18 protein-coding genes are annotated in these 19,050 nt (G+C 60.6%); 10 read left to right on the forward strand and 8 right to left on the reverse strand.

Going from position 1 to position 19,050, the window contains the following annotated elements; translation table 11 throughout:
• The first annotated feature begins 289 nt into the window (after positions 1-289).
• Positions 290-1,183 carry a formate/nitrite transporter family protein gene (locus tag ACIOAU_RS16540; RefSeq protein WP_401183367.1) on the forward strand — a complete coding sequence of 298 codons (894 nt, stop codon included), beginning with the start codon at positions 290-292 and terminating at the stop codon, positions 1,181-1,183.
• A gap of 3 nt (positions 1,184-1,186) precedes the next feature.
• Here the strand turns inward: ACIOAU_RS16540 and ACIOAU_RS16545 are convergent, their stop codons facing one another.
• Entirely contained in the window at positions 1,187-2,281 is a 1,095-nt protein-coding gene (locus ACIOAU_RS16545; protein WP_150573606.1) for an MBL fold metallo-hydrolase, read from the reverse strand.
• Between the two features lie 125 nt (positions 2,282-2,406).
• Here ACIOAU_RS16545 and ACIOAU_RS16550 point away from each other — a divergent pair, with 125 nt between their 5' ends.
• On the forward strand, positions 2,407-3,483 hold the full coding sequence (locus ACIOAU_RS16550) for a diguanylate cyclase (RefSeq protein ID WP_150573607.1): 1,077 nt from the start codon (positions 2,407-2,409) through the stop codon (positions 3,481-3,483).
• Positions 3,484-3,495: 12 nt separating this feature from the next.
• On the opposite strand, the gene ACIOAU_RS16555 is transcribed toward ACIOAU_RS16550, so the two are convergent.
• Complete coding sequence (locus ACIOAU_RS16555; RefSeq protein WP_101321790.1) at positions 3,496-3,816, reverse strand: DUF2025 family protein; 321 nt, start codon at positions 3,814-3,816, stop codon at positions 3,496-3,498.
• A gap of 185 nt (positions 3,817-4,001) precedes the next feature.
• Between ACIOAU_RS16555 and ACIOAU_RS16560 the strand changes: the two genes are divergently transcribed.
• Positions 4,002-5,219, forward strand: coding sequence for an ATP-binding protein (locus tag ACIOAU_RS16560; RefSeq protein ID WP_401183372.1), 1,218 nt, complete (start codon positions 4,002-4,004; stop codon positions 5,217-5,219).
• Between the two features lie 89 nt (positions 5,220-5,308).
• On the opposite strand, the gene ccoM is transcribed toward ACIOAU_RS16560, so the two are convergent.
• The 4 genes from ccoM to ACIOAU_RS16580 form a co-directional block, all read right to left on the reverse strand.
• Positions 5,309-5,425: a cytochrome c oxidase subunit CcoM gene (ccoM, locus tag ACIOAU_RS16565; RefSeq protein WP_275967712.1), complete on the reverse strand. Its 117-nt coding sequence runs from the start codon at positions 5,423-5,425 to the stop codon at positions 5,309-5,311.
• Between the two features lie 136 nt (positions 5,426-5,561).
• Complete coding sequence (locus tag ACIOAU_RS16570) at positions 5,562-5,723, reverse strand: hypothetical protein (RefSeq protein WP_178080789.1); 162 nt, start codon at positions 5,721-5,723, stop codon at positions 5,562-5,564.
• Positions 5,724-5,783: 60 nt separating this feature from the next.
• Entirely contained in the window at positions 5,784-6,110 is a 327-nt protein-coding gene (locus ACIOAU_RS16575) for an aspartate-semialdehyde dehydrogenase (RefSeq protein ID WP_101321792.1), read from the reverse strand.
• Between the two features lie 89 nt (positions 6,111-6,199).
• Positions 6,200-6,895, reverse strand: a complete 696-nt coding sequence (locus tag ACIOAU_RS16580) for a M949_RS01915 family surface polysaccharide biosynthesis protein (protein ID WP_401183376.1) — start codon at positions 6,893-6,895, stop codon at positions 6,200-6,202.
• A gap of 122 nt (positions 6,896-7,017) precedes the next feature.
• On the opposite strand from ACIOAU_RS16580, the gene rapA reads away from it, so the two are divergent.
• Together rapA and ACIOAU_RS16590 are read left to right on the forward strand one after the other, a co-directional pair.
• Complete coding sequence (gene rapA, locus ACIOAU_RS16585; RefSeq protein WP_101321794.1) at positions 7,018-9,864, forward strand: RNA polymerase-associated protein RapA; 2,847 nt, start codon at positions 7,018-7,020, stop codon at positions 9,862-9,864.
• A 199-nt stretch (positions 9,865-10,063) separates the two neighbouring features.
• Positions 10,064-12,328: a putative bifunctional diguanylate cyclase/phosphodiesterase gene (locus ACIOAU_RS16590; protein ID WP_401183380.1), complete on the forward strand. Its 2,265-nt coding sequence runs from the start codon at positions 10,064-10,066 to the stop codon at positions 12,326-12,328.
• On the opposite strand, the gene ACIOAU_RS16595 is transcribed toward ACIOAU_RS16590, so the two are convergent.
• Together ACIOAU_RS16595 and ACIOAU_RS16600 are read right to left on the reverse strand one after the other, a co-directional pair.
• Complete coding sequence (locus ACIOAU_RS16595) at positions 12,228-13,115, reverse strand: NAD(P)-dependent oxidoreductase (protein WP_220632447.1); 888 nt, start codon at positions 13,113-13,115, stop codon at positions 12,228-12,230. The two genes, ACIOAU_RS16590 and ACIOAU_RS16595, sit on opposite strands and share 101 nt — an antisense overlap.
• A gap of 222 nt (positions 13,116-13,337) precedes the next feature.
• Positions 13,338-13,649, reverse strand: coding sequence for a DUF2288 domain-containing protein (locus ACIOAU_RS16600; protein ID WP_101321797.1), 312 nt, complete (start codon positions 13,647-13,649; stop codon positions 13,338-13,340).
• Positions 13,650-14,005: 356 nt separating this feature from the next.
• On the opposite strand from ACIOAU_RS16600, the gene ACIOAU_RS16605 reads away from it, so the two are divergent.
• The 5 genes from ACIOAU_RS16605 (at position 14,006) to ACIOAU_RS16625 (ending at position 18,987) form a co-directional block, all read left to right on the forward strand.
• Positions 14,006-15,121, forward strand: coding sequence for a branched-chain amino acid ABC transporter substrate-binding protein (locus tag ACIOAU_RS16605; protein ID WP_150571553.1), 1,116 nt, complete (start codon positions 14,006-14,008; stop codon positions 15,119-15,121).
• A 224-nt stretch (positions 15,122-15,345) separates the two neighbouring features.
• Entirely contained in the window at positions 15,346-16,269 is a 924-nt protein-coding gene (gene livH / locus ACIOAU_RS16610) for a high-affinity branched-chain amino acid ABC transporter permease LivH (RefSeq protein ID WP_101321800.1), read from the forward strand.
• Entirely contained in the window at positions 16,266-17,522 is a 1,257-nt protein-coding gene (locus ACIOAU_RS16615) for a high-affinity branched-chain amino acid ABC transporter permease LivM (protein ID WP_101321801.1), read from the forward strand. Before livH ends, ACIOAU_RS16615 begins: the two co-directional genes overlap by 4 nt.
• The gene (gene livG / locus ACIOAU_RS16620; protein WP_101321802.1) at positions 17,519-18,286 is read left to right on the forward strand and encodes a high-affinity branched-chain amino acid ABC transporter ATP-binding protein LivG; all 768 of its coding nucleotides are present in this window, start codon (positions 17,519-17,521) and stop codon (positions 18,284-18,286) included. Before ACIOAU_RS16615 ends, livG begins: the two co-directional genes overlap by 4 nt.
• Entirely contained in the window at positions 18,286-18,987 is a 702-nt protein-coding gene (locus ACIOAU_RS16625; RefSeq protein ID WP_101321803.1) for an ABC transporter ATP-binding protein, read from the forward strand. The genes livG and ACIOAU_RS16625 overlap by 1 nt, the downstream gene beginning before the upstream one ends.
• Positions 18,988-19,050: the final 63 nt, after the last annotated feature.

A 19,050-nucleotide genomic window follows, 5' to 3' on the forward strand; every position in this document is an offset into this window, starting at 1 on the left:
AAACTCGTTCAACTTCAAACACTTGACTCGCTTGCGATCTCTCGTAGCGGGAGGCGAATTCTACAGCGTTACAACCTGCTGTCAACTGCCTTTTTGCTACTAACAACCTTAAGCGTTTAACACTTGCCTCGCTGCGACTGCCTCGCTGCGAGGTGGCGAATAATACGCGATCTGAATTTGGAGTCAACACCTTGATCTGAAAAAACTTTCGCGCTGATAACGGCCTTCCCGGCAACTAAACGGCAGCGCAATTGATCTGTAGAGAAACACCCTGAGGAGCACAGCGGTAATGAGCGATGCGCACAGCGACAAAACCCCTGGCCTGTCGGCGGATGAAGAACAGGAAATCAGCCATAACCAACCGCCCCGGGCCGCGGTGCTGCACGAGATCATCCGCGCCCAAGGCGACCAGGAGCTGGAGCGAACCCTCGCCGCGCTGTGGTGGTCGGCACTTGCCGCCGGCCTGAGCATGGGCCTGTCGTTGATGGCTATGGGCTTGTTCTATGCCCGCCTGCCAGAGGGTGATAGTGCACAGGTCATCGCCAGCCTTGGCTACTGCGCCGGGTTTCTCGCTGTGATCCTGGCGCGCCAGCAGTTGTTTACCGAAAACACGCTGACTGCCGTGCTGCCAGTGATGACTACCCCGACCCTGGGCAACCTCGGCCGCTTGTTGCGTTTATGGAGCGTGGTGCTGCTGGGCAATATGGCCGGCACGCTGCTGGTGTCCTGGGTCATGCTCGAGCTGCCGATTTTCGACAGCAAGGCAGACGTGGCATTCCTGGAGATAGGCCGCAAGGTCATGCAAAACGACATCAGCCAGATGTTTGCCAAAGGCATCATATCGGGCTGGATGATCGCAACCATGGTCTGGATGATCCCGGCAATGGAGAACGCCAAGATCTGGATCATCCTGCTGATCACCTACATGATGGCCCTCGGCGACTTCACCCATATCGTGGTGGGCTCGGTTGAGGTTTCCTACCTGGTCTGGGCTGGCGATGAAACCTGGCAGGCTTTTGTGTTCGAATTTGCCCTGCCTACCTTGGCCGGCAACATCATCGGTGGCAGCTTCATCTTTGCCTTGATCAGCCACGCCCAGGTGCGCAGCGACAGCGGCAAGCCACCGTCCAAGCTATTAAAGGAAGCCAACGAAAATAACGATCGCCAAGAGCCGCGTCTTTAATAGCTAACGCGAGACAACTGAACTGGGTTGCGCCCTGCCCTGCTGACGCAGGGGGCGCGGTTGCCACCAGTTCTGCCCGGGGTGGGGTGAGTCGAGGCTGACACGCTCGCCCATCTGCGGCGTGCTCAGCTTGACGTGAGCAGCGCCGGCCAGCGCGAGAATACGTTCGAACGGCTCCTGCCAGGTATGGGTAGACAAATCAAAGGTGCCATTGTGGATAGGCAGCATCCAACGCCCACGCAGATCCAGGTGTGCTTGCAAGCTTTGCTCGGGCTGCATGTGCACGCTGGGCCAGGCCAGGTTGTAGGCGCCGGTTTCAATCAGCGTGAGGTCGAACGGACCGTAGCGCTCGCCTATCTGACGAAAGCCATCGAAGTAACCGGTATCGCCACTGAAAAACAGCCGCAGCCCGTCATCGATGATCACCCAGGACGCCCACAACGTCTGATTGCTGTCGAACAGACCGCGCCCGGAGAAGTGCTGCGCAGGTGTGGCGGCGAAGCGCACGCCCGCCACCTCCGCCTCCTGCCACCAATCGAGTTGGCGCACCTTGCCAGCTGGCACTCCCCACCCGATCAGGCGGTCACCAACTCCTAGCGGCACCAGGAAAACATCCGTGCGCGGCGCCAACTGGCGAATGGCATGCTCGTCGAGGTGATCGAAGTGATCATGGGACAGGATCACGGCTGCCAACGGCGGAATCTCGTTGGTCGCCAACGGCGAAGGGTGAAAGCGCTGCGGCCCGGCCCACTGCACCGGCGAGGCGCGCTCGGCAAACACCGGGTCGGTGAGGAAAAAGCGCCCACGCAGCTTGAGCAGTATCGTCGAGTGCCCCAGCCGCCACAGACTGTGGTCTGGCGAATCAAGCAACTGCTGCCGGCTCATCGGCTGCAAGGTAATAGCCGTCGCTGGCCGCGTTTGCGGTGGTTTGCGCAAGAACAGGTATTTGAGACCAATGCGCAGTTTTTTCAGCATGCCGTCCTGTGGCAGGGCCGCATGGTTATGAAAGCGCCCATCCTGATAACGCGCCGGTTCACCGGCGGGGGAGTCCGTGGGCAGCATGAACAGGAGCACTCCGTAGAGAAACAAGGCCTTCATATTACCCCACAGCGTTGGATCAACCGTGAATTGGCTTGTAAGGTCATTTTTCGCTGCGGTGAGTCTGTTGAACAATATTCACGCAATTTATGCGATAAACGGCGCCCCACGGAAGAACCACGATCATGATCGACAACAGAAGCGGCAAGGGACTCTCATTCGTCAGGCGCATCTACCTGCCCAGGATTCTCGGCATGGGCATCGGCCTGTTCAGCGTGATGGCCGCCATGGCACCGCTGCATCCTCCCGGCTGGATCTGGGCGTTGATGCTGGTTAATGGCTTGCTGTGGCCACACGTTGCTTATCTATGGGCCAAGCATTCCACTGCGCCCTACCGCGCCGAACAACGTAACCTGCTGCTGGACTCACTGATGGGCGGCTTCTGGGTGGCGGCCATGCACTTCAATCCTCTGCCCACCGTGACCATCCTGTCGATGATGACCATGAACAATGTTGCCGCCGGCGGCAAATCCCTGCTGGCGCGCGGGCTGCTCGGGCAATTAGCCGGGATGCTGCTCGCCAGCGCGATGCTGGGCAGCGGCCTGCAGTTGCAGACCAGCGCCCTGCAGGTCTGGGCATGCCTGCCAATGCTGGCCCTGTATCCCGTAGCACTTGGATGGGTGTGTTATCGCCTGGCGATCAACCTGGCCGACCATAAACGTCAGCTCAGCGCACTGAGCCGTACCGACAGCCTGACTGGTTTGCTCAATCACGGTTCATGGAAGGACCTGCTCCTGCTCAAGTTCCAGATCAGCCGCCAACAGCGCCTGCCGGCAATGATCGCCCTGATCGACATCGACCATTTCAAGGCCATCAATGACACTTATGGTCACGTCGTCGGCGACTGCGTGCTGCGCCACTTGAGCCAGGAACTGCAGCGCAGCCTTGGCCCGGATGATCAGGCCGGGCGCTACGGTGGCGACGAGTTCTGCGTGATATTCCCAGGGGCTGACCAAGCCCGGGCTGGGCTGGCGATGGAAGCGCTGCGTGAGCGGGTCAATGCCTACCGCAACCCGCAACTACCCATGTTACGGATCAGTCTGAGCATTGGTCTGGCAGCCTATGATGAGCTTTTGAAGTCGCCGGAGCACTGGCTGGAACACGCCGACAAAGCACTCTATGCCGCCAAACATCAGGGCCGCGACCAGGTCAGCTTCAATCATGGGCCTGCTGCCCCGCTCAGGCTGGCATACCCAGACTGAGCGGGGCCACATTCAACGCAGACGGCGCTCGGCAACGATCTCCGGCAGATCGCTGCGCTGCAGATAGATGCGCAACGGCTCGGCGATATTCAGGCGGTCGTCCACATGCTGGCCGAGCAGCAGGGCCAGGCGCTCACGGCACAACGCCATGCGCTGCCCGGACTCGGCCCGCCAGACGAATTCGCTACACGGTGTAATGCTGTCGTCCGCTACATCCATGCCAAACGCATCTTCGGAAAAGCGCACGATATGACTGCCGCGCTTGGCGTGATAACCGACAAAGCCATTGAGCTGGTCGGCGGCGCTGCAGATGTCTTGAGAAGTAATGGCCATGGCGTACCTCGCTAGTTAAGAGAGTGACGCACGCAAAGCCTGCGGCGGCCTCTGGCGGGCCACGCGCAGCTTTCAGCCTAGCGCAACTGGCCAGCGCTTCGCCAAGCTTTTTGATCTGCTCCTGGCAAGCCCGCTAGAATACCCGGCAAATCATTGATGTGGCCCAAGGGGCCGTGGAACCCTGCATGAACAACGCGGTAAGTTCCGACATCGCCACCATTGGTCGCATCAGTGCCGTGCCGGCGATTCTTCAGGTTATCTGCCAGAGCACCGGTATGCGCTTTGCTGCAGTGGCGCGGGTCACCGAGCACAGCTGGACCGCCTGTGCGGTGCTGGACAGCCTCGGGTTCGGCATGGATGTAGGCGGCGAGCTGGACATCGCCACTACCTTTTGCAATGTAATCCGCAGCTCACATCAGGCGATCGTGATCGACAAGGCCAGTGAAGACCAGCTCTACTGCCAGCACCCCACCCCCAAGCAATACAAGTTCGAGAGTTACATCTCTGTGCCGGTGTACCGGCAGGACGGCAGTTTCTTCGGCACCATCTGCGCGCTTGATCCCGAGCCGTTTGCGCTGAAAAACAGCGCAGTACAGCCAATGGTCGAGGGCTTTGCCCGCCTGCTGTCGGTGCAGATAGAACATGAAGAACAGGCGCAGCGTACCGAACACGCCCTGCAGCAGGAGCGAGCGATGGCAGAGGTGCGCGAGCAGTTCATTGCCGTGCTGGGCCACGACCTGCGCAACCCGCTGTTCGCCATCACCGCCGGCGCAGAGCTGCTGGTGCAGCGCCTGACCGAGCAAAAACACCAGGCACTGGCCAAGCACATCCTCACCTGCGGTCAACGGGCGAGCAATCTTGTGCGTGATGTGCTGGACTTCGCCCGCGGCCGCCTGGGCAGCGGTATCGCCCTTGCGCAGCAACCGTGCCATGACCTGGCCGAGGTACTGCGGCACGTTGCCTCGGAACTGCAACGCGTCCATCCACAGCGCCTATTGCAGCTGCAACTGGGCGAGATCGACGGTTTGTATTGTGACCCTGAGCGGATTGCCCAGTTGTTATCCAACCTGATCGCCAACGCCCTGGTGCATGGTGACCCGCAGTGTGTGGTGACGGTTGGTGCAAACATTCATGACGGCCACTTCCTGCTGAGCGTACATAACCTGGGCGAACCGATCCCCGCGCAGACCCTCGCTCAGCTGTTTCAGCCCTTTACCCGAACACGCGCCACAGCCCATCAACAAGGCCTGGGCCTCGGCCTGTACATTGCCAACCAGATCGCCCTCGCCCACGGCGGGCACATGCAAGTGGCATCAAGCCTTGCGGGCGGAACTGTGTTCAGCTTTCACCTGGCCGTTGATCGGCCTGAGACGGCTGTTCAAGCACTGTTGCCGGAACAGTAAGCCGCACTGCGCCAGCAAGAAAATCCAGACAAAAAAATGGGCGACCGAAGTCGCCCTAAATGCCTTGCGTGCTCATGAATCGGGAAGGATCAGCGCTGTTTGCGCTTGTGCGAATCCTTCCAGATGAAAATGCCCAGACCGGCGAAGAAGACCAGCATCAATCCGACCGTCACAACACCTGCGATAACCACATTGTCGAAGAACATGTCGGCGCTCCCTGTTTATCTGCCGTCGTCCGATGGATGTAAGGTAGCGAATAGGAGCAGGGAGGAAATTGACCGGGGTCAATAGTGCCCGGGACCGGGCACTGGAGGCGGGCGCAGGGTTGACCTGCGTCAAGTTTCAGCGCTTTTTGGGTTTGTTCTTGGGCTTTTTCTTTTTGCCAGCGGTCAGCGGCATGGCTTGCTCGAAGGCCTGGCGCATTTCATCAAGGCGCTTGTCCTTGAGATCATGGATACGTTTGGCGCGCTCGGCACCGAAGTCGATCAGGTTGTCGTCACTCATGGGCGGGCCCGGCTGTCAGCAGATAAGTGCATGATGCCGCCAGGCGCCGATGTTGGCCAGTCAGACTTCGATATCGACCAGCAGACCCTGGCGCGGGCGTTCGCCCAGGGGCGCTACAGGCACGGTGTTGTCGGCATTGAGTTCCTCACCGGCGAGTGCCTCGTAACGCTCGTCATCCTCATCGTGGCGGCGCTGATGCTGGCGGCGCTGCTCTTCACGCAGGAGCAAGGCCTGCTCGTTGGGATCGCGCTGCTGCTTGAGGTTGATCGAGCTGTCATCGGGAGCTGGCTGCGCAGGGACAACCGGGCGGATGTCCGGTGTCTGTTTGACCGGGTCGTGCTGGGTGGTCACGGGCATGGCACTGAGTGGAATGATCGGCGGCAGCATTGAGGTTCTCCTGTCACTACTGTATCGGCCGGTGTGAACCGGCCTTGAGTGCCTCACTACGGGAAGCGAGCGCCGCCAGCCAGGCTTGCTTAATCGGGTAGATCGTCATCTGCATCATCCGGCTCGGGGCTGACTTCGCTCCACGGCCGTTTGTAGACCTTCTGCCAGACCGCATCCAGATGATCACGCAGGACCTGCGCGGCATTCTTCAGTGAAGCGCTATCAACCCGCTCACCGCCGATAGGTTGTTCTCCTGCCGGGCTGATCAAGGACTGACCGGTGATGCTGTAGACCGAAGCACCTTCACGCAGTTCGATTGCAATGTCGTGCGGGTCAATACCACCGCCGCAGAATGCGTGGCTGGCCACAGTCACTTCGGCGACACCGTCGCCATTCAGATCGCTGACGTCACTGACATCGGTATAGAAGTCGACATCCAGGTCCAGCCCTGGGCAGGCGGTCTCTTGCTCGATCTGCCAGCGCGGCTTGAACGCTTCGCTGCCGGCAGTGCGCCCGTACAGGGTGGCTTTGAGCACCACCTTGTCGACTTCCTGCTCGCTCTCGGGGTCACTGGCCTGGCCATCGGTACGGCTCAACACCAACAGCCCCTCGCCGTCGCGGTCGCGAAAATGCACGCTCTTGATCGGTGTACGCACACCAAGCACCTCGAGCTGCTCGGCGGCGATCGGCGCCAAGGACTGGAAATTGTTCTGCTCGCAACCGGCCATCAGCAGCAAGCTGCCCAGGCCCATGGAAGCGGTCAACCAACGGTACTTGGCAGGCATTGGGCTGGGTATCCTCGTCGCTGCGGGTGGGCGTCGATGAAACGGCTAGTCTGTTAACTCTTTGGTCTGCCCGGTCTATCCGTTAACATAGCCGGCTTTTCATCGGCGGGAGTTCAGGCAGTATGGCGCAGCAGTATCAACCGGGGCAACGCTGGATCAGCGACAGCGAAGCCGAGCTCGGCCTGGGTACCATCCTGGCACAGGATGGCCGCTTGCTGACCGTGCTGTACCCGGCCACTGGCGACACCCGTCAATATTCCCTGCGCAATGCGCCGCTGACCCGCGTGCGCTTCTCGCCGGGCGACCAGATCACTCATTTCGAAGGCTGGAAGCTGACCGTGCGCGAGGTCGATGACGTCGACGGATTGATGGTCTACCACGGCCTCGACGCACAGAACCAGCCGCGCACCCTGCCGGAAACCCAGCTGTCCAACTTCATCCAGTTCCGCCTGGCCAGCGACCGCCTGTTCGCCGGGCAGATCGACCAGCTGGCGTGGTTCTCGCTGCGTTACAACACCCTGCAGCACAACAGCAAACAGATGCTGTCGAGCCTGTGGGGGCTGGGCGGCTGCCGCGCGCAACCGATCGCGCACCAGCTACATATCGCCCGTGAGGTCGCTGACCGGATCGCCCCGCGCGTTCTGCTGGCCGATGAAGTAGGCCTGGGCAAGACCATCGAAGCAGGCCTGGTGATTCACCGCCAACTGCTCACCGGCCGCGCCAACCGGGTGCTGATCCTCGTTCCAGAAAATCTCCAGCACCAGTGGCTGGTGGAGATGCGCCGGCGCTTCAACCTGCAGGTAGCGCTGTTCGACGCCGAACGTTTCATTGAAAGCGATGCCAGCAACCCATTCGAAGACGCCCAGCTGGCGTTGGTCGCGCTGGAGTGGCTGGTCGAAGACGAGAAGGCTCAGGACGCGCTGTTCGCCGCCGGCTGGGACCTGATGGTGGTCGATGAAGCGCATCACCTGGTCTGGCACGAAGAAAACGCCAGCGCGGAATATTCCCTGGTCGAGCAACTGGCCGAGGTCATCCCTGGCGTGCTGCTGCTGACCGCGACCCCCGAGCAACTTGGCCAGGACAGCCACTTCGCGCGCCTGCGTCTGCTCGACCCGCATCGTTTCCACGACCTGGCAGCCTTCCGCGCCGAGAGCGAGAACTACCGCCCGGTCGCCGAAGCAGTGCAGGAGCTGCTCGAACAAGGCCGCCTGTCGCCCAAGGCCCACGCCACTATCCACGGTTTCCTCGGTGCCGAAGGCGAAGCCTTGTTGACTGCGGTCAACGATGGCGACAGCGAAGCCAGCGCACGCTTGATCCGCGAGCTGCTCGATCGCCACGGTACCGGCCGCGTGCTGTTCCGTAACACCCGTGCTGCCGTGCAAGGCTTCCCCGAGCGTCATCTGCATCCCTACCCGCTGCCTAACCCTGAGCAGTACAGCGCACTGCCGGCTGGCGAGCGCGCCGAGCTGTATCCGGAAGTGGCCTTCCAGGCCCAGGGCCCAGGCGATGACGAGCAACGCTGGTGGCGCTTCGACCCACGGGTCGACTGGCTGATCGACACGCTGAAAATGCTCAAGCGCACCAAGGTCCTGGTGATCTGCGCCCACGCCGAGACCGCGATGGACCTGGAAGACGCCCTGCGCGTGCGCTCCGGCATCCCAACCACGGTATTCCATGAAGGGATGAGCATCCTCGAACGGGATCGCGCGGCAGCCTACTTCGCCGATGAAGAGTTCGGCGCTCAAGTACTGATCTGCTCGGAAATCGGCAGTGAGGGCCGCAACTTCCAGTTCGCTCATCACCTGGTGATGTTCGACCTGCCAGCCCACCCCGACCTGCTCGAGCAGCGCATTGGCCGTCTCGACCGGATCGGCCAGAAGCACACCATCGAGCTGCATATCCCGTACCTGCAGGACAGCCCGCAAGAGCGCCTGTTCCAGTGGTACCACCTGGCACTGAATGCGTTCCTCGCCACTTGCCCGACCGGCAACGCCCTACAACATCGCCACGGTTCGCGCTTGCTTTCGCTGCTCGGCGATGGCGAAGCCAGCGCCTGGAACACCCTGGTGGACGAAGCCCGCGCTGACCGCGAGCGCCTCGAGTCCGAACTGCACAGCGGCCGCGACCGCTTGCTCGAGCTCAACTCCGGCGGTGCTGGCGAAGGTCAGGCACTGGTCGAGGCGATCTTGGAGCAGGACGACCAGTTCGCCCTGCCTATTTATATGGAAACCCTGTTCGATGCCTTTGGTATCGACAGCGAGGACCATTCGGAAAACGCCCTGATCCTCAAGCCGAGCGAAAAGATGCTCGACGCCAGCTTCCCGTTGGGTGACGACGAAGGCGTGACCATCACCTACGACCGGGCCCAGGCATTGTCGCGCGAAGACATGCAGTTCCTCACCTGGGAACACCCAATGGTACAGGGTGGCATGGACCTGGTGCTGTCCGGGTCGATGGGCAACACCGCCGTAGCGTTGATCAAGAACAAGGCGCTCAAGCCAGGCACCGTCCTGCTCGAACTGCTCTACGTAAGTGAAGTGGTCGCGCCTCGCAGCCTGCAACTTGGCCGTTACCTGCCGACCGCTGCCCTGCGCTGTTTGCTCGATGCCAACGGCAACGACCTGGCCGCACGGGTGGCCTTCGAGACGCTCAACGAGCAGCTCGAAAGCGTGCCGCGGGCCAGCGCCAACAAGTTCATCCAGGCGCAGCGCGATGTATTGGCCCAGCGCATCAGTGGTGCCGAAGCCAAGATCGAGCCGGTGCACGTCGAGCGCGTGGCCGAGGCGCAGCGTCGCCTGGCTGCCGAAGCGGATGAGGAGTTGGCACGCCTGACCGCACTCAAGGCCGTCAACCCGACGGTACGTGACAGCGAAATCGATGCGCTGCGTGCACAGCGTGAGCAGGGCTTGGCCATGCTCGACAAGGCGGCTTTGCGTCTGGAAGCGATTCGGGTGCTGGTCGCGGGCTGAGTAGTCCAAGCACGACTCGCAAGCAGTAAAAACCAGGGCGCCTTACGGCGCCCTTTTTTATTTCCGCCCGCTATCAGCCTGATAACCAAATCGTAGCAACCAAATAGCCATTAATCAGGAAGGGTTAACTACCTTTTCCTATACTGCGTATTCATGAGTCTCCGTCGGGGACGGATGCAGGGCACCACGGAGAGGCGCGATGGAGTGGCTGGGACTGCAATTGTTCGCCGAGCTACCGGCAACCGGACAGATCGTTATCGACTGCCGTCACGAGCCATTGCTGATCATTCTGGCCTATATCGTCGTCAGCGCTGCGGCGTTTGCCACCCTGGATATGGCTGAGCGCCAATGCCACAGCGAGAACGACAATGCTCGCCGGCAATGGCGGATCCTCGGCGCATGCTGCCTGGCAGGCGGTATCTGGGCCTTGCATTTCATCAGCATGCTGGCCTTTCACGCGCCGCTGGAAACCCACTATGACGCCGCGCTGACAGGGTTGTCGTTGCTGCTTGCCCTACTCGCCTCGTGGTTCGCCATGCACAGCCTTGAGCGCCATGTGATGAGCCCGCTTCATTACCTGCAAGCAGCCACATTCATCGGCCTCGGTGTGACCTTGATGCACTACGTCGGCATGGCGGCAATGAAGACCAGCGCCGTGCAGTACTACCAGACCAGCCTGCTGCTGGCCTCGTTGCTGATTGCCATTGTCGCCAGCCTGCTGGCGCTGGTCATGGCGCGTTACTTTCGCAACGGCAGCGGCACCCTGCATCTGGCCATGAAGTACGGCGCCAGCCTGCTGATGGCCGGCGGTATCGTGGCTACCCATTTTACCGGCATGGCGGCCATGACCCTGGTGATCCCGGCAGACGCTGCGCTGAGCCTGCCATCCACTGACAACAGCCTGCAGTTGGGCCTGACCGTTGCCTGCATCACCCTGCTGATCAGCGCCAGCAGCATCAGCGCGGCGCTGGCCGACAAAAAACTGCAAAGCAAGGAGCACGACCTGCGCCGGGTCAGTGTGCTGCTCAGCCAGCTTGACCAGGCCCGGGTGTCGCTGCAGCAGGCCGCGCACTACGATGCACTGACCAACCTGATCAACCGCCGCGGTTTCAACCAGGTGTTTGCCGAACGTCTCGCCGAGCACGCCGCAAATGAAGGCATGCTGGCGGTGATGTTCCTCGACATCGACCACTTCAAGCGGATCAACGACAGCCTCGGCCACGCCGCCGGCGATGATCTGCTCAAGGTCATCGCCGACCACATCAAAGCCGCAACCCGCAGCCAGGATCTGGTGGCGCGGTTTGGCGGCGACGAATTCTGCATCGTCACCAGCCTGCACAGCCGCGACGAGGCCCGTCACCTGGCGCAGCGGATCATGCAGCGGATGAAAGAGCCGATCGACCTGGGCGGACGGCGTATGGTCATGACCACCAGCATCGGCATCAGCATCTATCCGGACGACGGCCGCAATGCCGAAGAATTGCTGAAAAACGCCGACTTGGCGCTTTATCAGTCCAAAGGCTGCGGACGCAACAACCTCAACTTCTTCAATAGCAGTCTGCGTGTTCGCGCGACCCTGGAACTGCAGTTGGAGGAAGAACTGCGGGTTGCCTTGCTCGAAGAACGCGGCCTGTGCGTGCACTACCAACCGATTTTCGACGTACGCAGCGGTCAAGTGGCCAAGCTGGAAGCGCTGGTGCGCTGGCAACACCCGCAGCATGGTCTGCTCGGGCCCGACCGCTTCATCGGCATCGCCGAGGCCAACGGGCTGATCGCCGAGCTGGATCTGTGGGTGCTGCGCCGCGCCTGCGCCGACCTTGCCCGGCTCAATCAGCATGGTTACGCCAGCCTCAAGGTCACGGTCAATTGCTCGGCGCTGACCCTGGCCCGCGAAGAGCTCCCAGATGACGTCGAACAGGCCTTGTTCCAGGCTGGCCTGGCGCCGCGACAACTGGAACTGGAGGTCACCGAAAACGCCCTGATGGGCGACATTCAGCAGGTCATCAACCTGCTCAAGCGGATTCGCGGGCAAGGCGTGGCGCTGTCGATCGATGACTTCGGCACTGGCTATTCGTCGCTGGCTTACCTCAAACGCCTGCCGCTGGACGTACTGAAGATCGATCGTTCATTTATCCAGGAAGTCCCGGTCAGCCAGAAAGACCGTGAGATCGTCCAGGCAATCATCATGATGGCCCACACCCTGCACCTGCAGGTAGTCACCGAAGGCGTCGAAACCGTGGAGCAGCAGCAGTTTCTGGTCAGCCATAGCTGTGATTACCTGCAAGGCTACCTGCTCAGCCGACCGGTGCCGTTGACCGAACTGTACCCGGTACTGGAGCGCCTCGACCGCCAGCAACCGGCGCTCACGGCAGATGCCGATACAGCTCAACCAGAGTTGCCGGATCTTTTTCCAGGCAGCCCTGGCTACCGTGCAAGCGCATCAGTTGCGCGGCGAGGCCACTGATCGGTGCGGCCGAGCCCTGCTCGTGGGACAGTTTGACGGCGCCATCGAGGTCCTTGAGCAGCGTGCGTACATGCCACTTGACCGGTTCGAACTCGCTCGCTGCCATCTGCGGCGCAAGTATCTGCAGCGGCTTGGAATCGGCAAAGCCACCGGCCAGCGCTTCGGCGATCAAACTGGCATCGACGCCGGAGCGCTCGGCGAGGGCGACCACTTCGGCAATCACCAAGGCATTGCAGGCAACGATCATCTGGTTGCAGGCTTTGGTGACCTGGCCCGCGCCTACCGCGCCCATGTGAGTCACGCGCTGACCGAGCTGCATCAGCACCGGCCGTGCCCGGGCCAGATCCTGCGCTGCGCCGCCAACCATGATCGCCAGGCTACCGGCGGTAGCCCCGGCTGTGCCGCCCGACACTGGCGCATCCAGCCAGGCCATGCCACAACGCGCTGCCAGCTCGGCTGCCATTGCCCGCGTCGCACTGGGCTCAAGGCTGGACAGGTCGACCAACAACTGCCCGTGCCGACCGCCTGCGGCCACCCCCTGTTCACCAAACACCACCTCGCGGACCACGCGGGTGTCCGCCAGGCACAACAGCACCATATCGCTGTACTGGCTCAGCTCTGCAGGGCTCGCCGCCAGCCGGGCGCCGGCAGCGACCAACTCGGCGCACTTGTGCGGGCTGCGGTTCCATACCGTCAATGGATAACCGGCAGCCAACAGGCGACGGCACATCGGCAGGCCCATCAAGCCAATCCCAGCGAAACCCAACGCAGGCAATGCAGTACTCATAGCAACTCCATCAACGGTGTGTGCAACAGCAACCAGCAAGTGACAGTGCCACCCTGGCCTCGACTTGAGCGCAGTGGCGAGCGCCCTGCACCTTTATTACGCATTCCGTAAACTGTTACCGCTGTGCCGAACGAAGCTCGCGGTGTTACTTACTTCTACCTTACGTGCACGTCAACGCGCACCATGAGCAGCCGCCTGCCTGTTTCTACGCACCAAAAAAGCTCACTGATTTGTAGCGGGCTTTGTCTGCATGAGCACGAATGGCGAAACCACCACAGCCCAGATTTGCGGATCACGGGCCTGCATGTCTAGCGCCTGCTCTGCCGATACCGGGCCGACAGTGCCATCCGCCCGCCATTTGGCGAACATTTCACCTTGGTTTTCGGCCATCGCCGCAGCAACGGTAATCAGGTCCAGATCGGGGTCGACCCAAATCAGGTCACCCTTTGCCCAGAAACGCTCCAGCGCCTTCCACTCAATGATTGCAGTCTCACCAAGCAATTTGGCATAGAGGGTGCTTGTTTGATCAGTCATGGGTTCCTACCAGCAAGAATCGGCCAACTCAAAGGCCGCTATTTTTGCAGAAAAACCCGGTTGCAAATATGTAATTTGCTCGACGGCTCCCGAGTATGGGGGATGCATCGCTGAATAGAGGCTATTTGATGGCGCTATTCTGTATGTTTATGTCGATCACGCGACACCCCGCGAAACAGACGCTTTTTGATGGCTTTTCAAGCGTCGAGCCAGCGCTCTACACTGTACCGGTACAGTTCCGGGACATGTTCCGGGGGAAGGTGGGCGTGCGTATGGCGTGGCCATTGCACATCCCGCCCGGTCTGTAGCCCTGACCGCCAGGACTATAAGAATTACAACAGAATGAGTGGAGCACTATGATCAAGATTTCCAAGCTGTTCGCTGCAATGGTACTGGCCGGCGTAGCCAGCCATTCGTTTGCTGCCGATACCATCAAGATCGGTATCGCCGGCCCGAAAACCGGTCCCGTCACCCAGTACGGCGACATGCAGTTCATCGGCGCCAAGCAAGCTATCAAGGACATCAACGCCAAGGGCGGCGTCGATGGCAAGATGCTTGAGGCCAAGGAATATGACGACGCTTGCGACCCTAAACAAGCAGTGGCCGTAGCCAACAAAGTGGTCAACGATGGCGTCAAGTACGTAATCGGTCACCTGTGCTCCAGCTCCACCCAGCCTGCATCCGACATCTACGAAGACGAAGGCGTGATCATGATCACCCCGGCTGCCACCAGCCCGGAAATCACCGCCCGTGGCTACAAGATGATCTTCCGCACCATCGGCCTGGACAGCGCGCAAGGCCCGGCTGCTGGCAACTACATCGCCGACCACGTCAAGCCTAAGGTCGTTGCAGTACTGCACGACAAGCAGCAATACGGTGAAGGCATCGCTACCGCGGTCAAACAGACCCTGGAAAGCAAAGGCACCAAAGTTGCCGTGTTCGAAGGCCTGAACGCGGGTGACAAGGACTTCTCCTCGATCATCCAGAAGCTCAAGCAGAACAACGTCGACTTCGTTTACTACGGCGGCTACCACCCAGAACTGGGCCTGATCCTGCGCCAGGCGCAAGAAAAAGGCCTGAAAGCCAAGTTCATGGGCCCGGAAGGTGTCGGCAACGACTCCATCTCGCAGATCGCCCAAGGCGCTTCGGAAGGCCTGCTGGTGACCCTGCCGAAGTCGTTCGACGCTGACCCTGCGAACAAGGCCATTGCCGATGCCATCAAGGCTGACGGCAAGGACCCAAGCGGCCCATTCGTGTTCCCGGCCTACTCCGCTGTGCAGTTGATCGCTGACGGTATCGTTGCGGCCAAGTCCGAAGACGCCGACAAAGTGGCTGCAGCGATCCACGCTGGCACCTTCAAGACCCCGACCGGCGACCTGTCGTATGACGCCAAGGGCGACCTGAAAGACTTCAAGTTCGTGGTTTACGAATGGCACTTCGGCAAGCCGAAGACCGAAGTCTCCCCGCAGTAACTGCGTGATCAATAGCTGACCGAAAAGCCCACTGTGCGAGCAGTGGGCTTTGTTTTACGAGGTTCATGAGAACGATTGCCGTGATCCGGCAGCCGCCTCACCTGAAAATCTTAAAACCGTCACCCGCGGTTCACTGGCCGAGCCCTGCCATCGTCGCACAGACCACGAGGCGCGCCGGGTTACCCCCCGCCAGCGAATGCAATCAGGTTTTTAGGAGCGCTGTAATGCCTGAGATCTACCATTTCTTCCAACAACTGGTTAATGGATTGACCATCGGCAGCACCTATGCCTTGATCGCCATCGGTTACACGATGGTGTACGGCATCATTGGCATGATCAACTTCGCCCACGGCGAGGTGTACATGATCGGGTCCTACGTGGCATTCATTGCACTCGCCGGGCTGGCCATGATGGGCATCCATTCCCTGCCGATACTGATGACCGTGGCCTTTATCGCCACGATCTGCGTAACCAGTGCCTATGGCTACAGCATCGAGCGCGTTGCCTACCGCCCGTTGCGCAACAGTAACCGTCTGATCCCGCTGATCTCTGCCATCGGCATGTCGATCTTCCTGCAGAACACTGTGCTGCTGTCACAGGATTCCAAGGACAAGTCGATCCCCAACCTGATCCCTGGGAGCTTCTCCTTCGGCCCGGGCGGCGCAGAGGAAGTGCTGATTTCCTACATGCAGGTACTGGTGTTCGTCGTCACCCTGGTGGCCATGACCCTGTTGACCCTGTTCATCTCCCGTTCCCGCCTGGGCCGCGCCTGCCGCGCCTGTGCCGAGGACATCAAGATGGCCAACCTGCTCGGTATCAACACCAACAACATCATTGCCCTGACCTTCGTCATTGGCGCCGCACTGGCGGCAGTGGCAGCCGTGTTGCTGAGCATGCAATACGGGGTGATCAACCCCAACGCCGGCTTCCTGGTGGGCTTGAAAGCCTTCACCGCGGCAGTCCTGGGCGGCATCGGCAGTATTCCGGGCGCCATGCTCGGTGGCCTGGTGCTGGGTGTGGCCGAAGCCTTTGGCGCCGATATCTTCGGTGACCAGTACAAGGACGTCGTGGCGTTCGGGCTGTTGGTTCTGGTGCTGTTGTTCCGGCCGACCGGCATTCTGGGCCGTCCGGAGGTTGAGAAAGTATGAACAAGAATATCAAACAAGCGTTTTTCAGCGCCCTGCTGGTCTGGGCCGTGGCCTTCCCGGTACTTGGCCTGAAGCTGAGCATCGACGGCATCAACCTGATCGTGCATAGCCAGGGGCCGTTCACCATCACCGTGATTGCGGTGTGTTCGGTGTTGATGTTCCTGCGGGTGTTGTTCGACAAGCAGTGGAGCGCAGTGACTGCCCGTGGCTCGGACCGCAAGTTGATCTCGCCAGCGGTGAGCAACTTCCTGACCTTGCCCAAGACCCAGCGCTGGATCATCCTCGGCCTGATCGTGGTGGCATTGGTCTGGCCGTTCTTCGGTTCGCGCGGCGCGGTCGACATTGCTACGTTGATCCTGATCTACGTGATGCTCGGTCTGGGGCTGAACATCGTCGTCGGCCTGGCCGGCCTGCTCGACCTGGGTTATGTCGGCTTTTACGCAGTGGGTGCCTACAGTTACGCCATGCTGTCGCACTACTACGGGCTGAGCTTCTGGATCTGCCTGCCGATTGCCGGCTTGATGGCAGCCACCTTCGGCTTCTTGCTGGGCTTCCCGGTATTGCGCTTGCGCGGTGACTATCTGGCGATCGTGACCCTCGGTTTCGGTGAGATCATTCGGCTGTTCCTGCGTAACCTGACCGACCTCACCGGCGGCCCCAACGGCATCAGCAACATCCCCAAGCCAACCTTCTTCGGGCTGTCGTTCGAGCGTCGCGCGGCTGAAGGCATGCAAACCTTCCACGAGTACTTCGGCATCGAGTACAACTCGATCAACAAGGTCATCTTCCTCTACCTGGTAGCGTTGTTGCTGGCCTTGCTGGCCTTGTTCGTGATCAACCGGCTGCTGCGCATGCCAATCGGGCGGGCGTGGGAGGCACTGCGTGAAGACGAGATCGCCTGCCGTGCGTTGGGCCTCAACCCCACCGTGATCAAGCTCTCGGCATTTACTCTGGGCGCCTGCTTCGCCGGTTTTGCCGGCAGCTTCTTCGCCGCACGGCAAGGGCTGGTGACACCGGAGTCGTTCACCTTCATCGAGTCGGCAATCATCCTCGCCATCGTTGTGCTGGGCGGTATGGGTTCGCAGTTGGGCGTGATTCTCGCGGCCATCGTGATGATCCTGCTGCCGGAGCTGATGCGTGAATTCAGCGAGTACCGCATGTTGATGTTCGGTGCGCTGATGGTGTTGATGATGATCTGGCGTCCGCAGGGCTTGCTGCCTATGCAACGACCACATATGGAGCTGCGTCGATGAGCCGCGAAATTCTGCAAGTCAGCGGCCTGAGCATGCGCTTCGGCGGCTTGTTGGCGGTCAACGGCGTGGCCCTGACCGTCAAGGAAAAACAAGTGGTGGCGCTGATCGGCCCGAACGGCGCCGGCAAGACCACGGTGTTCAACTGCCTGACCGGCTTCTACAAGCCAAGTGGCGGCACCATTCTGCTCGACGGCCAGCCGATTCAGGGCCTGGCCGGCCATCAGATCGCCCGCAAGGGTGTGGTGCGGACCTTCCAGAACGTGCGTCTGTTCAAAGAGATGACCGCGCTGGAAAACCTCCTGATCGCCCAGCACCGGCACTTGAACACCAACTTCTTTGCCGGCCTGTTCAAGACCCCGAGCTTTCGCCGCAGCGAACACGAAGCCATGGAGCGCGCGCAGTACTGGCTGGACAAGGTCAACCTGACCGAGTTCGCCAACCGCACTGCCGGCACCCTCGCTTACGGCCAGCAGCGCCGCCTGGAGATCGCCCGCTGCATGATGACCCAACCGCGGATCATCATGCTCGACGAACCTGCCGCCGGCTTGAACCCCAAGGAAACCGAAGACCTCAAGGCATTGATCGGCTACCTGCGCGAATCCCACAACGTGACTGTGCTGCTGATCGAGCACGACATGAAACTGGTGATGAGCATCTCCGACCATATCGTCGTGATCAACCAGGGCACGCCCCTGGCCGATGGTACCCCGGAGCAGATCCGTGACAATCCTGATGTGATCAAGGCCTATCTGGGGGAAGCGTAATGCTCAAGTTCGAAAACGTTTCCACTTTCTACGGCAAGATCCAGGCGCTGCATGGCGTCAATGTCGAGATCAACCAGGGCGAGATCGTCACCCTGATCGGCGCCAATGGTGCCGGCAAGTCGACCTTGCTGATGACCCTGTGCGGCTCGCCGCAGGCGCACAGCGGCAGCATCAAGTACCTGGGGGAAGAGCTGGTCGGCCAGCCGTCTTCACACATCATGCGCAAGAGCATCGCCGTGGTCCCCGAAGGCCGCCGCGTGTTTGCCCGTCTGACTGTCGAAGAGAACCTGGCCATGGGCGGTTTCTTCACCGACAAGGGCGATTACCAGGAACAACTGGACAAGGTCCTGCAGCTGTTTCCGCGCTTGAAAGAGCGCTACTCACAGCGTGGCGGCACCATGTCCGGTGGCGAACAGCAGATGCTGGCGATTGGTCGTGCGCTGATGAGCAAGCCCAAGTTGCTGCTGCTCGACGAACCGTCGCTGGGGCTGGCGCCGATCATCATCCAGCAGATCTTCGATATCATCGAACAACTGCGCCGTGATGGTGTGACGGTATTCCTGGTCGAGCAAAACGCCAACCAGGCACTCAAGATCGCTGACCGTGCCTATGTATTGGAGAACGGTCACGTGGTCATGCAGGGCACTGGCGAAGCATTGTTGAGTGACCCGAAGGTGCGAGACGCTTACCTCGGCGGTTGATCCTTCGTGTAATCCATTGGGGCCGCCTTGCGGCCCCAATCGTTTCACCACCCCTTGTGATCC

It is taken from the genome of Pseudomonas sp. NPDC088322, assembly GCF_044740745.1.
GTDB lineage: Bacteria > Pseudomonadota > Gammaproteobacteria > Pseudomonadales > Pseudomonadaceae > Aquipseudomonas > Aquipseudomonas shirazensis.

Bases quoted from the DNA above. Each gene is read 5' to 3' on its own strand.
- ACIOAU_RS16540 (WP_401183367.1), top strand. From the start codon at position 290: ATGAGCGATGCGCACAGCGACAAAACCCCTGGCCTGTCGGCGGATGAA.
- ACIOAU_RS16545 (WP_150573606.1), bottom strand. From the start codon at position 2,281: ATGAAGGCCTTGTTTCTCTACGGAGTGCTCCTGTTCATGCTGCCCACG.
- ACIOAU_RS16550 (WP_150573607.1), top strand. From the start codon at position 2,407: ATGATCGACAACAGAAGCGGCAAGGGACTCTCATTCGTCAGGCGCATC.
- ACIOAU_RS16555 (WP_101321790.1), bottom strand. From the start codon at position 3,816: ATGGCCATTACTTCTCAAGACATCTGCAGCGCCGCCGACCAGCTCAAT.
- ACIOAU_RS16560 (WP_401183372.1), top strand. From the start codon at position 4,002: ATGAACAACGCGGTAAGTTCCGACATCGCCACCATTGGTCGCATCAGT.
- ccoM (WP_275967712.1), bottom strand. From the start codon at position 5,425: ATGTTCTTCGACAATGTGGTTATCGCAGGTGTTGTGACGGTCGGATTG.
- ACIOAU_RS16570 (WP_178080789.1), bottom strand. From the start codon at position 5,723: ATGAGTGACGACAACCTGATCGACTTCGGTGCCGAGCGCGCCAAACGT.
- ACIOAU_RS16575 (WP_101321792.1), bottom strand. From the start codon at position 6,110: ATGCTGCCGCCGATCATTCCACTCAGTGCCATGCCCGTGACCACCCAG.
- ACIOAU_RS16580 (WP_401183376.1), bottom strand. From the start codon at position 6,895: ATGCCTGCCAAGTACCGTTGGTTGACCGCTTCCATGGGCCTGGGCAGC.
- rapA (WP_101321794.1), top strand. From the start codon at position 7,018: ATGGCGCAGCAGTATCAACCGGGGCAACGCTGGATCAGCGACAGCGAA.
- ACIOAU_RS16590 (WP_401183380.1), top strand. From the start codon at position 10,064: ATGGAGTGGCTGGGACTGCAATTGTTCGCCGAGCTACCGGCAACCGGA.
- ACIOAU_RS16595 (WP_220632447.1), bottom strand. From the start codon at position 13,115: ATGAGTACTGCATTGCCTGCGTTGGGTTTCGCTGGGATTGGCTTGATG.
- ACIOAU_RS16600 (WP_101321797.1), bottom strand. From the start codon at position 13,649: ATGACTGATCAAACAAGCACCCTCTATGCCAAATTGCTTGGTGAGACT.
- ACIOAU_RS16605 (WP_150571553.1), top strand. From the start codon at position 14,006: ATGATCAAGATTTCCAAGCTGTTCGCTGCAATGGTACTGGCCGGCGTA.
- livH (WP_101321800.1), top strand. From the start codon at position 15,346: ATGCCTGAGATCTACCATTTCTTCCAACAACTGGTTAATGGATTGACC.
- ACIOAU_RS16615 (WP_101321801.1), top strand. From the start codon at position 16,266: ATGAACAAGAATATCAAACAAGCGTTTTTCAGCGCCCTGCTGGTCTGG.
- livG (WP_101321802.1), top strand. From the start codon at position 17,519: ATGAGCCGCGAAATTCTGCAAGTCAGCGGCCTGAGCATGCGCTTCGGC.
- ACIOAU_RS16625 (WP_101321803.1), top strand. From the start codon at position 18,286: ATGCTCAAGTTCGAAAACGTTTCCACTTTCTACGGCAAGATCCAGGCG.